Here is an 11984-nt window from a genome sequence, read left to right on the forward strand (position 1 = left end):
GCGACTCAGGAGTGGCAGGGAAATGCCGTCACACGATGGCGGTTGCTCACCCGGTGGTCCAAGCGCTGATGCTGGGCGGATCGTCCGTCAAGGCCAAGCGGGCGGTGATGCGCTTGCCGACCGGCTCCCGCGTGGCTTCATAGCCCTGGCAGACTGCCATGACGATCTCCAGACCATGCTGCCCCACCCGGCCCGCATCGGCGGCCCGAGCCACCGGCAGCACCGGGTCGGAGTCCCACACCTGGACCTCCACCAGATCACCGGCGATCCGCAGATCCAGCAGGATCGGGCCGACGGCATACTTCTGCGCGTTGGTGACCAGTTCGCTCACGACCAGCTGCGTCACCTCCACGGCTCGCTGGGAGACCGCGATACGGTGCTCGGCGCGCATCCGCGTCAGGAACCCGGCAGCCGTGTGGCGGGCCTCGGCGATGCAGGGGCCCTGCCCGTCCAGAGCCACCGCGACGCTCAGGAGAGCGCCATGTGAGTGGGGCGTCATGCTGTCCTCGCCCGCCAAGGCCCGTTTCATCCGCACCGCCTCTACTACCTCGTGCCTCCAGGCGCAGGTACCCGTGATCGGGCCGGACAACCCTGAGTAAACCGTGGTGGAAACCGAGAACGGGCACCGGCCCGAACCGCTGGAAGTCGTGTCCACCGCCACCGACGGCGTCACCGTCGTGACCGTGACCGGCGAGATCGACCACGCCAGCACCGGCCCCTCATCAACGTCCTTGCCGCCAGGCCATCGACTGCGGAGGGCCAGGTTGAAGACCATTCCCCGAGCGTCGTCAGTTCCCCCTCGGCTCTCCGTGGCTGCGCACGACTTCCTTCACCTTGGCCACCGCGAACCCCCAGCCCTGCTCGACGGTCGGCTTGGCCGGGACGGCGATCTCGTCGGGGTTGGTGAGGACGTCGAGCAGGACCGGGCCCGGACTGCCGAAGGCGCGTCGCACGGCGCTCTCCACCTCTGCCGGGTCCGTCACGCGGATGCCGGTGATGCCGATGGCCTCGGCCACGGCGGCGAAGTCGGGATTGTCGAGCACGGTGCCGAACTCGGGCAGGCCGGCCTGCTCCTGTTCGAGTTTCACCATGCCCAGCCGCCGGTTGTCGAAGACGACCAGCTTGACGGGCAGGCCGTACGTCTTCAGGGTCATGAGGTCACCGAGGAGCATGCTCAGGCCGCCGTCGCCGCAGAAGGCGACGACCTGCCGCTCGCGGTCCAGGCTCTGGGCACCCAGGGCCTGGGGCATGGCGTTGGCCATCGAGCCGAGGTTGTAGGAGCCGATGAGACGCCGTTCGCCGCGCATCTCGACGAAGCGCGAGAGCCACACCGTGGCCATGCCCGTGTCGGAGGTGAAGACGGCGTCGTCGGCCGCGATCCGGTCGACGGCCGCGGCCAGGGCCTCCGGGCGGATGTCATGGGCGCGGTTGTCCAGCGCTGAGCGGATGCGGCCCACGAGTCCCTTGTCGTGCGCGGGGTCGGCGAGCCGGGCCTGTCCGGCGCGCCACTGGTCGAAGTGCTCGCGCGCCTTCTCCAGGTGCGAGCGGTCGCGTGCGCCCTCGGTACCCGAGGGGGCGGCGCCGAGGTGGTCCAGCAGATCGCGGACAGTGGCGCCGGTGTCCCCCACGAGGCCGACGTCGACCGACACCCGGCGTCCGATGTGGGTGGCCTCGGTGTCGACCTGGATCACGGTCCGTCCCTCGGGATACCAGTCCCGGTAGGGGAAGTCGGTGCCGAGCAGCAGGAGGGTGTCCGCGTCCTGGAGGGCCGATGCGGCGGCCGGGTTGCCGATCAGTCCCGTCTGGCCGACCTGGAAGGGGTTGGTGTCCCCCTCGAAGCCCGCCTTGGCCTTGAGTGTGAGCACCATCGGTGCGGCCAGGCGGTCGGCGAGGGTGAGCACGTCCTCGCGGGCGGCGCGGGCGCCCTCGCCGACGAGCAGCGTGGCCCGTTCGGACCGGTCGAGGAGTTCCGCGGCGCGGCGGACGGCAGTCCCGTCCGGCCGGCTCACCGGAGGGTTCAGGGAGAACCGGGAGGGACGGTCGGCGGTCAGCTCCCGATCGCCCAGGTCGCCCGGCACGGTGAGGACGGCGACACCCTTCCGGCCCAGTGCGTGGCGCACCGCCGTCTCCAGCATCTGCGGCAGCTGGTCGGGCGAGGTGATGGTCGCGCGGAAGACGGCCACGTCGCTGAAGAGGGCGTCGTTGTCGACCTCCTGGAAGTAGTCGCTGCCGATCTCGGCGAGGGGTACCTGGCCGGCTATCGCCAGGACCGGGGCGTGGCTCTTGGCCGCGTCGTACAGGCCGTTCAGGAGGTGGACGGAACCGGGCCCGACGGTGCCCATGCACACCCCCAGCGTTCCGGTGAGCTGCGACTGGGCGCTCGCGGCGAACGCGGCCGCCTCCTCGTGCCGGCAGCCCACCCATTCAAGGTTCCCGGTGGTGCGGATGGCGTCGGTCAGGGGATTGAGCGCGTCTCCCACGACACCGAACACCTGGCGCACGCCGAGCTCGCTCAGCGCGTCGACGATGACGCGGGCAACAGTACGGGCCACGTGAGTCCTCCGGTTCATACGGTGAAGTGGTCGGGGTCGGCGGCGTTCCAGTCGGCCGCCCAAGAGGCCGGCGGCTCGGCGAGCAACTGCCCGGGCCGGAGCCACTCGTACAGCTCCTCGTAGGAGCGCTCGGTGAAGGGGTCGACGCGCCGGCGGAGCATGTGCGGACGCAGCTGCGCGGGGTCGGTGACGCCCATGGACGCCATGATCTGCAACGCGCTGGCCACGGTCGCTTCCTGGAAGCGCTGGACGCGCGCGGTCTTGTCGGGGACGTGGAGGGCGCGGGCGCGGCGGGGGTCCTGGGTGGTGACGCCGGTGGGGCAGGTGTTCGTGTGGCACCGCTGCGCCTGGATGCAGCCGACGGCGAACATCATCGCCCGCGCGGCGTTGCCGTAGTCGGCACCCTGCACCATGCGTTTGACCAGGTCGGTGCCAGTGGCGATCTTGCCGCTCGCGCCGATCCTGATCCGGTCGCGCAGGCCGGTGCCCACGAGGGCGTTGTGCACGGTGAGCAGCCCCTCGGTGAGCGGGGTACCCACGTGGTCCGCGAACTCCAGCGGCGCCGCACCGGTCCCGCCTTCGGCGCCGTCCACCACGATGAAGTCGGGCGCCGTGCCCTCCTCCAGCATGGCCTTGCACACGGCCAGGAACTGCCGGCGCGAGCCCACGCACAGCTTGAGGCCGGCGGGCTTGCCGCCGGACAGCTCGCGCATGCGGGCGATGAAGCGGACGAGTTCCCGCGGGGTGGAGAAGACCCGGTGGTACGGCGGCGAGACGACGGTCCGCCCCTCGGGCACGTCGCGGACCCGGGCGATCTCGGCGTTCACCTTGGCTCCCGGCAGGACACCTCCGATGCCGGGCTTTGCGCCCTGCGACAGCTTCAGGGACACGCACTTGACGTGATCGTGTGCGGCCTTGTCGGAGAACTCGGCGGAGTCGAAGTCGCCGTCGGGCGTGCGGCAGCCGAAGTACCCGGTGCCGATCTCCCAGACGAGGTCACCCCCCGGGCGGAGGTGATACTCGGACAGTCCGCCCTCACCGGTGTCCTGGGCGAACCCCCCTGCCGCCGCGCCCCCGTTGAGGGCGAGGACGGCGTTGGCGGAGAGCGATCCGAAGCTCATCGCGGAGACGTTGAGCAGTGCCATGTCGTAGGGCCGGCCGCAGTCCGGACCGCCGATCCGCACGCGCGGCGCTTCCTTCGGCACCGGTCGCGGCGCCATCGAGGGGACCAGGAACTCGTAACCGGGCTGGTACACGTCCCTTTCGGTGCCGTAGGGCTCCTCCGCGTCCGTGCCCTTGGCACGCTCGTAGACGATGCTGCGCACGTCCCGGTCGAAGGGACGTCCGTCGTAGTTCCGCTCGATGAAGTACTGCTGCAACTCCGGGCGTATGCGCTCCATGAGGTAGCGGGCATGGCCGAGCACCGGATAGTTGCGCAGCACCGAATGCCGGCGTTGCAGCAGATCCCACGCGCCCAGCAGAGCCGGCAGCGTCACCGGTACGGCGACGAGCAACCACCATGGGGAGATCCAGGCCGCCGCCAGGGACGCCAGTGCACCTGCGACAAGAGTCAGGACGACGATTGCGATACGTGTCACCCCTTGCTCATTGCCGGGCGATCGCTCTCCAGTCCTGGGAGACGTGCTCAGCTCGACCGGCGTCGGCGCGGGAGGCGTCCACCGGTGAGAGCGGCTCACGTCGCCGCCGACTTCGACGTCCTGTATGGGCGTTCGACTCCGCCTTCAAAGGATGACGACGCCTCTCAGCTCGCTCTCCGGCTGCTGGGCGGGTGCGTCGCCAACCTGGTCCGCTGCAGCGACGAGGCGGCCCCTTCGGCCCCTGCCCGATCTGGTGCGCTGGGCCAGATCGCCGGAACGGGCAGACGCGGGCTGGTCGAGGCAGCCTCGCCCGCCGGCACCGGCGCGAAGGCCGGGTCGGTGTGGAGCAGGCTCGGGCCGCCCGAAGTCCGCCGGCCCGACAGCGGCGGGCTCGACGGCGTGCAGCCCGGCCGCACGTCCGTCAGGCCGTGGGCGCGGTCGGCGGCCGCCTGGTCGGGCCAGGCGACCGGTGCGGCTTCCGACGCCGTCGGTTCGGACAACCGACCTGCCTGGTGAAAGCCCGCACGTACCCGGTCAGTGGGCCTCGGCTCGACACCTCGCCCAGGTGGCCGCTCTCCGCCTCTTCGCCGGCCTGGACCCACGCGCCTGCCCACGGCCCCCGGTTCGACGGTGCGGGAGCTCGACGGCGGACACGCTGCCGGTGCGGACGTACTCGACGGCCTTCTCGGCACCCGGGTCATTCCGACGGACGCGCCTCCCTCCCGCGTAAAGCAGACGACAGCAGCCCACAGGGAGGGATCGCGACATGGCAGGGCACATGGTCAGGGGCGTCAAAGGCACGGTGATCGCGACGGCGGCGATGGCGGCGCTGACCGCGTCACAGGCGTCGGGTGCGGCCCCGGTACGGGCCGCCGTACCGGTGCAGCGGCCCGGCGGACACGGGCCGAGCGTGTCCGGCGACACCCCGTACCGCACGGAGCTTCCTCCGCCGGCGCGGGTCCGGACGGGGAAGAAGACTTCGGTGGACGGCGCCGCGCTGCCCGCGACCGTCTTCGCCGCGTACCAGCACGCCGAGGCGGAGCTCGCGCGCACCGCGCCCGGCTGCCGGCTCAGGTGGCAGCTGCTGGCCGCGATCGGCCAGGTGGAGTCGGGGCAGGCCCAGGGCGGCCGGGTGACCGCGGCCGGCACGACCGTGACGCCGATTCTGGGTCCGCGCCTGGACGGCGGCGCCTTCGCCGTCGTACGGGACTCGGACGGTGGCGCGTACGACGAAGACGTGGTGTACGACCGGGCGGTCGGGCCGATGCAGTTCATTCCGTCGACCTGGGCCGGCTGGGGCGTGGACGGGAACGGCGACGGGCGGGCCGACCCGGACAACGTGTTCGACGCGGCGCTCGCCGCCGGACGCTATCTGTGCGCGGCCGGAAGGGACCTGTCCGAGCCCGCCGGCCTGGACGCGGCGATCCTCGGCTACAACCACTCGGCGGCGTATCTGCGCACGGTCAGGGCCTGGTACGCGTACTTCCTGGAAGGTCACCGGGTGGTTCCTGACGACTCCGCCACGACGTCGGTACAGCCCTCACGTCAGCCCGGCCCTTCGCGGGCGAAGTCCACACCGAAGCCGGAACCGTCACCTCGCCCGAGGGCCACACCGTCGCTGAAACCGTCGGCCCCTGCTTCGCCGACGCCCTCCAACTCCCGTCCGGCGGGCGGGAAGACGACGGAACCCCTGGTTCCCGTGCCCGACCCGTCGGTCGGTCTGCCCACCGACGACCCGCTCCCGAGCAGCGCCCCGCTGACCAGTGACAACGGGAAGTCGATGGCCTTCGCCCCCTCCACAACGGCGGCTACCGGGGGGTAATGTCGCCGCACGCCGGACGGGACGAGACCGGCGGGTGAGCGCAAAGGGGCCCTCATGGCGACGGACATGCCTGCGGAGACACGAGCCGCCGACGACCGTTGGCAGCGGATGTGGAGCCACCGTGAGCAGCTGCTCAAGGTGGCCCGGCGCAGGTCGATGAGCCGGGAGGACGCCGAGGACGCGGTGCACGAGGCGATGCTGCGCGCGGCGGAGCGGCCGGACCTGGACGACGAGCGGCTCGCCGCCTGGCTGACGACGGTGACCATGCGGCTGTGCGTGGACCGCCATCGGCAGGTCAACCGCGAGGCCGAGGTCCGCACCAGCCCGACGCTGGTCGCTCCCGGACCGGTGCCGATCGAGGAGGCCGTGTGTGACCGGGCCGAGGCCAGGTGGCTGGCCAGGCGCAGCGGGGAGCTGCCCGCGCGCCAGGCGGAGGCGCTGCGGCTGAAGTCCGAGGACCTTGATGTGAGCCAGGTCGCCGTCCGGATGGGGCTGAGCTACCGGACCGTCGAATCCCTCCTTGCCCGTGCCCGGCGCACACTGCGCGCCTCGCTCGCCGGGACGCTCGGGTTCGCGCTGTTCATGATCGGGCGGGGGCGGCTGCGGGCGGGCGGCAAGGCGCAGGCCGTGGCGGCCACGTCGGCGGCGGCGACCCTTGCGGTGGCGGGGTTCGTGCTGCCGTACGCCCTCCACGGGGGCCGACCGGACACGTCGCCCCGGTCCGCCGCGTCCCCCGTGTCGGACGCCACCACCAAGACCGCGGGACCCGACGGCGCCGACCGGACGCCCGCCCCGAGCACCCGCGAGTTGCCGGCCGCCTCGCCGACTCCCAGCGCGACGCCGTCGACCGGCACCCACGGCCGGTCGCTGCTGCCGCTGTCGGTGCCGTCCCTGCCGACGGCCTCACTGTCACCTGCGCCGGCCGTTCCCGAGGTCCCGAGCGTGCCGAAGCTGCCGAGCGTGCCCGGCCTCCCCGGCCCGCGGGACGCGTCCACGGCGCCGGCAACGCTGAGGGCCGTCCCGGAGGCCTCCGCCACGCCGTCCGTCCCGGTGGCCGTACCGACGCCGACGGCCCTGCCGTAGGCCGTCGAAAAAATCTTCCTCTCCCGCGACGGACCCCCCGCCTCTCCCCGTAGAGCAGATGTCGGAGCTGCTCCACGGGCCGAAAGGTGGACCGGATGGGTGTCGAGATCTGTGTGGAAGGGCTGACCAAGTCCTTCGGTCACCAGGTCATCTGGCAGGACGTCTCGCTGACGCTGCCCGCCGGGGAGGTCTCGGTCATGCTCGGCCCCTCGGGCACGGGCAAGTCCGTCTTCCTCAAGACGCTCGTGGGACTGCTGAAGCCGGACTGCGGCTCGGTGAAGATCGCGGGGCGTGACATCACCAGGCTCCGTGAGCACGAGCTGTACGAGGTGCGGAAGCTCTTCGGCGTGCTGTTCCAGGACGGCGCCCTGTTCGGCTCGATGAACCTGTACGACAACATCGCCTTCCCGCTGCGCGAGCACACCCGCAAGTCCGAGAGCGAGATCCGGCGCATCGTGCTGGAGAAGATGGACATGGTCGGGTTGATCGGCTCGGAGGGGAAGCTGCCCGGCGAGATCTCCGGCGGGATGCGGAAGCGGGCCGGTCTCGCCCGCGCCCTCGTCCTCGACCCCGAGATCATCCTCTTCGACGAACCCGACTCGGGTCTCGACCCGGTACGCGTCGCCTATCTCAACCAGCTCATCGTCGACCTCAACGCCCAGATCGACGCGACCTTCCTGATCGTCACGCACGACATCGCCTCGGCTCGCCAGGTCCCGGACAACATCGGGCTGCTGTTCCGGCGCGAGCTGGTCATGTTCGGGCCGCGTGAGGAGTTGCTGACCAGCGACGAGCCGGTCGTCCGGCAGTTCCTGAACGGCCGGATGCAGGGCCCGATCGGCATGGCGGAGGAGAAGGACGCCACGCAGGTCGAGCAGGAGCTGGCCGCGCTGGGCGATGGCGACACGACACAGACCCCAGGCAGCCGGGCGCTGACTCCCCGCCTGCTGCCGGGACCGGGCATCACCCGACCGCCCCGGTGGGAGGCGATCGCCCGGCACGAGGCCGAGCTGCGTCACCGGAAGGCGGTGGCGGACGCGTGAGACTGTCACCGGCCGGAGCGCTGCGCCACTCGGGGAACCTGTTCGCGATGGCGCTGGACGTCGTCCGGACCATGCCCCGAAGGCCGTTCCAGGCGAGGGAGTTCATCCAGCAGGCCTGGTTCGTCGCGAGCGTCACCATTCTTCCCACAGCCCTCGTGTCCATCCCCTTCGGCGCGGTGATCGCGCTGCAGATCGGCAGCCTGACCCGGCAGCTCGGCGCCCAGTCCTTCTCCGGGGCCGCCTCGGTGCTGGCGGTGCTGCGCGAGGCGTCGCCGATCGTCACCGCGCTGCTGATCGCGGGCGCGGGCGGCACGGCGATCTGCGCGGATCTCGGGGCGCGGAAGATCCGCGAGGAGATCGACGCGATGCAGGTGCTGGGCATCGACCCGATCCACCGGCTGGTCGTGCCACGCGTGCTGGCGTCGATGGTGGTGGCGGTGCTGCTCAACGGCCTGGTGTCGGTGGTCGGCGTGGCCGGCGGCTACTTCTTCAACGTCGTCCTGCAGCACGGCACGCCCGGCGCCTACCTGGCGTCCTTCACCACCCTGGCCCAGCTCCCCGACCTGTGGGCGGCGGAGATCAAGGCGCTGGTGTTCGGGGCGATCGCGGCCGTCGTCGCCTCGTACAAGGGACTCACGGCGAAGGGCGGTCCCAAGGGTGTGGGCGATGCCGTGAACCAGTCGGTGGTGATCACCTTCATGTTGCTGTTCGTGACGAACTTCGTGATGACCGCGGTGTACTTCCAGGTCGTCCCGCAGAGGGGCTGAGGCATGGCAGTGTTGAAGAGTCTGGAGGAGCTGGGCAGCCAGCTGTCCTTCTACGGGCGCTCGCTCGCATGGACGGGCCGCACTCTGCGCCGCTACAAGAAGGAGATCCTGCGGCTGCTCGCCGAGGTGAGTTTCGGGCGCGGTGCCCTCGCCGTCGTGGGCGGCACGGTCGGCGTGATCGCCTTCCTGTCGTTCTTCACCGGCACGGAGGTGGGTCTGCAGGGGTACGCCGCGCTGAACCAACTCGGCACGTCCAACTTCGTGGCCTTCCTGTCGGCCTACTTCAACACCCGGGAGATCGCCCCGCTGGTGGCCGGGCTGGCGCTGTCCGCGACGGTCGGCGCGGGGTTCACCGCGCAGCTCGGCGCGATGCGGATCAGCGAGGAGACCGACGCCCTCGAAGTGATGGGCGTGCCCTCGCTGCCGTTCCTGGTGACCACCCGGATGATCGCCGGTTTCGTCGCCGTGATCCCGCTGTACGTGATCGGACTGCTGTCCTCGTACTTCGCCGCCCGCACCATCACCACCGGCTACTACGGGCAGTCCGCGGGCACCTACGACCACTACTTCCAGCAGTACCTGCCGCCGGTCGACGTGCTGTGGTCCTTCGGGAAGGTGCTGGTCTTCGCCGTCCTGATCATCCTGGTGCACTGCTTCTACGGCTACTACGCGAGCGGCGGCCCGGCGGGCGTCGGCGTCGCGGTGGGCCGCGCCGTGCGGACGTCGATCGTGGCGATCAACGTCCTTGACTTCTTCCTGTCGCTCGCGATCTGGGGCGCCAGCACGACCGTGAGGATCGCGGGGTGAACCGTATGAGGGTGCTGAGACTGCGGTTGTACGGCGTGGTGTTCATCGCCGTACTCGCACTGCTGCTGTCGCTGTCGGTCGCCGTGTACCAGCAGGTGTTCACCCCGGCCGTACGGATCGAGCTGGAGGCCGACAGCCTGGGCAACCAGCTCGACCCGCGGGCCGACGTCAAGCTGCGCGGGCTGCTGGTCGGCGAGGTGCGCGAGGTGCACGCCGACGGGACGAAGGCGACGCTCGACATCGCGCTCAAGCCGGAGTACGTCCCCGACATCCCCTCCGACGTACGGGCGCGCCTGCTTCCCAAGACGCTGTTCGGCGAGAAGTACGTCGACCTGGTCGCGCCCGCACACTCAGTGGCCCGCCCGATCCGGCCCGGTGATGTCATCACCCAGGACCGCACCCGCGTCGGCATCGAGCTCCAGCAGCTGATGAACGACCTGCTGCCGCTGCTGCGGACCGTCCAGCCCGGCAAGCTCGACGCCACACTCTCCGCCTTCGCCACCGCCCTCGAAGGGCGCGGCGACCGGATCGGCGACAACCTCACACGCGTGGGGACCTATCTGCACCGCCTCGATCCTCATCTGCCGTCCATGACCGAGGACTTCGCCCGCCTGGCCGATGTCGCCGAGGTGTACGGCGACGCGGCGCCGGACCTGATGGACATCCTGCGCAACACGATCACCACCAGCCGCACCGTGGTCGAGCAGCGGGACCGCATCGCGTCCGCGCTCACCACGACGGCCGGCATGGCGGCCACCGCGGGCGACTTCCTCCACGCGAACGGCGACCGGCTGATCGCTCTTGGCCGGGTCTCCCGCCCGACGCTGGAGCTCTTCGCCCGCTACTCGCCCGAGTACCCCTGCCTGCTTGCCGGCCTGGTCCACGAGGAGCAGGCCTCCGAGCAGGCGTTCCGGGGCGGCACGATGCACATCACGCTCGAGGTGGTGCGCCAGCGGGGGGCGTACCAGCCCGGTGAGGAGCCCCGGTACGCCGACCGGTCGGGGCCCAACTGCCGCAATCTGCCGCATCCTTCCGTACCGGCGCCGGGGGTTCACCTCAACGACGGTTCGAAGACGGGGAGTTCGTCCCCTCCGCCCGGCGTCTCCGCCACCCGGGCCGAGCAGCACGCCGTCGGCTCGCTCGTGTCCCCCGTGCTGGGCGTGCCCGACGACGAGGTGCCGCCGGTCGCGACGCTGCTGTTCGGACCGATGGCGCGCGGGACGGCGGTGAGCGTCGCATGAGGAGCACAGGCGCCCGGCAGACCACCGCCCCGCTGATCAAGTTCAGCCTCTTCGCGCTGGTGACGATCCTGGCGACGGCGTTGCTCGCCGCCACCATCGTCAACCTCTCCTTCACCCCTGGGCACACGTACCGTGCCGTCTTCAGCGACGTCACCGGCCTGGAGAAGGGCGACGACATCCGGGTCGCCGGGGTACGAGTGGGTGAGGTCGAGGACATCCGGATCAAGGACCGGACACTGGCGGAGGTCACCTTCACCGCCGGCGCGGACCGGCCGCTCCTCATCAGCACCCACGCGGTCATCCGCTACCGGAACCTGGTCGGGCAGCGGTACGTCGCCCTGACCGAGGGTGCGGGCGACGGCACCCGGCTGAAGCCCGGCGCCACCATCCCGCTGTCGCGCACGCAGCCCGCGCTGGACCTCAACGCGCTGCTGAACGGCTTCAAACCGCTGTTCGCCGCGCTCAGCCCGCAGGACGTCAACCAGCTCGCCACCGAGATCGTCAAGACGCTGCAGGGCGAGGGCGGCACGGTCAACAGCCTTCTGCTGCACACCGCTTCGCTCACCACGACGCTGGCCGACCGCGACAAGCTGATCGGCTCGGTGATCGACCACCTGAACACCGTGCTGGCGACGCTGGACAAGCGCGGCACCCGCTTCTCCGGGCTGCTCAAGCAGCTGCGGCGGGTGATCTCCGGTCTGTCCGCCGACCGCAAGCCCATCGGGGAGTCACTGGTGGGCATCGGCGACCTGACGGAGGCCACCTCGGGGCTGCTGAAGGACGCGCGGCCACCGCTGAAGGACGACATCGCCGGGCTGGCCGGGCTCACCGGAACACTCAACGACAACGACAAGACGGTGGAGGGCGTGCTGAAGCGGCTGCCCGACAAGCTGAACGCACTGACGGGGGCCGCGTCCTACGGCTCCTGGTTCAACTTCTACCTCTGCGACTTCGACGGCCGGATCGTGCTCCCCAAGACGAAGCAGGTACTCGCTCCCGACCTGCATGTGGCGAGGGCGAGGTGCGGATCGTGACCCGCAAGAACCGCCCGGAACCGCTGTTCAAGGTCCG

At 70.9% G+C, this 11984-nt stretch carries 10 protein-coding genes; 7 read left to right on the forward strand and 3 right to left on the reverse strand.

Annotated features, from left to right (window positions below; genetic code table 11):
- Positions 1-46 precede the first annotated feature (46 nt).
- From IE244_RS38595 to IE244_RS38605, 3 genes are all read right to left on the reverse strand, one after another.
- A complete protein-coding gene (locus IE244_RS38595) occupies positions 47-499 on the reverse strand; it encodes an ATP-binding protein (protein WP_191878284.1) in 453 nt (150 codons plus the stop codon).
- Between the two features lie 289 nt (positions 500-788).
- Positions 789-2552 carry a thiamine pyrophosphate-dependent enzyme gene (locus tag IE244_RS38600; RefSeq protein ID WP_191878241.1) on the reverse strand — a complete coding sequence of 588 codons (1764 nt, stop codon included), beginning with the start codon at positions 2550-2552 and terminating at the stop codon, positions 789-791.
- A gap of 14 nt (positions 2553-2566) precedes the next feature.
- Positions 2567-4150, reverse strand: a complete 1584-nt coding sequence (locus IE244_RS38605) for an FMN-binding glutamate synthase family protein (RefSeq protein WP_191878242.1) — start codon at positions 4148-4150, stop codon at positions 2567-2569.
- 766 nt (positions 4151-4916) lie between these two features.
- Between IE244_RS38605 and IE244_RS38610 the strand changes: the two genes are divergently transcribed.
- From IE244_RS38610 to IE244_RS38640, 7 genes are all read left to right on the forward strand, one after another.
- A complete protein-coding gene (locus IE244_RS38610; RefSeq protein WP_191878243.1) occupies positions 4917-5972 on the forward strand; it encodes a lytic transglycosylase domain-containing protein in 1056 nt (351 codons plus the stop codon).
- Between the two features lie 54 nt (positions 5973-6026).
- Positions 6027-7055, forward strand: coding sequence for an RNA polymerase sigma factor (locus tag IE244_RS38615; protein ID WP_191878244.1), 1029 nt, complete (start codon positions 6027-6029; stop codon positions 7053-7055).
- A 95-nt stretch (positions 7056-7150) separates the two neighbouring features.
- Positions 7151-8098, forward strand: coding sequence for an ABC transporter ATP-binding protein (locus IE244_RS38620; RefSeq protein ID WP_191878245.1), 948 nt, complete (start codon positions 7151-7153; stop codon positions 8096-8098).
- Entirely contained in the window at positions 8095-8865 is a 771-nt protein-coding gene (locus IE244_RS38625; RefSeq protein WP_191878246.1) for an MlaE family ABC transporter permease, read from the forward strand. Before IE244_RS38620 ends, IE244_RS38625 begins: the two co-directional genes overlap by 4 nt.
- Before the next feature lie 3 nt (positions 8866-8868).
- Positions 8869-9672, forward strand: a complete 804-nt coding sequence (locus IE244_RS38630; protein WP_116144292.1) for an MlaE family ABC transporter permease — start codon at positions 8869-8871, stop codon at positions 9670-9672.
- Between the two features lie 5 nt (positions 9673-9677).
- The gene (locus IE244_RS38635) at positions 9678-10913 is read left to right on the forward strand and encodes an MCE family protein (protein WP_191878247.1); all 1236 of its coding nucleotides are present in this window, start codon (positions 9678-9680) and stop codon (positions 10911-10913) included.
- A complete protein-coding gene (locus IE244_RS38640) occupies positions 10910-11947 on the forward strand; it encodes an MCE family protein (RefSeq protein ID WP_191878248.1) in 1038 nt (345 codons plus the stop codon). The genes IE244_RS38635 and IE244_RS38640 overlap by 4 nt, the downstream gene beginning before the upstream one ends.
- The last annotated feature ends 37 nt before the right edge of the window (positions 11948-11984 follow it).

The organism is Streptomyces filipinensis (genome assembly GCF_014649495.1).
GTDB classification, from domain to species: domain Bacteria; phylum Actinomycetota; class Actinomycetes; order Streptomycetales; family Streptomycetaceae; genus Streptomyces; species Streptomyces filipinensis.

What these genes read in the sequence shown, in the direction of transcription:
- IE244_RS38595 (WP_191878284.1), bottom strand. Translation starts at nt 499, where the DNA reads ATGACGCCCCACTCACATGGCGCTCTCCTGAGCGTCGCGGTGGCTCTG.
- IE244_RS38610 (WP_191878243.1), top strand. Translation starts at nt 4,917, where the DNA reads ATGGCAGGGCACATGGTCAGGGGCGTCAAAGGCACGGTGATCGCGACG.
- IE244_RS38615 (WP_191878244.1), top strand. Translation starts at nt 6,027, where the DNA reads ATGGCGACGGACATGCCTGCGGAGACACGAGCCGCCGACGACCGTTGG.
- IE244_RS38620 (WP_191878245.1), top strand. Translation starts at nt 7,151, where the DNA reads ATGGGTGTCGAGATCTGTGTGGAAGGGCTGACCAAGTCCTTCGGTCAC.
- IE244_RS38630 (WP_116144292.1), top strand. Translation starts at nt 8,869, where the DNA reads ATGGCAGTGTTGAAGAGTCTGGAGGAGCTGGGCAGCCAGCTGTCCTTC.
- IE244_RS38635 (WP_191878247.1), top strand. Translation starts at nt 9,678, where the DNA reads ATGAGGGTGCTGAGACTGCGGTTGTACGGCGTGGTGTTCATCGCCGTA.
- IE244_RS38640 (WP_191878248.1), top strand. Translation starts at nt 10,910, where the DNA reads ATGAGGAGCACAGGCGCCCGGCAGACCACCGCCCCGCTGATCAAGTTC.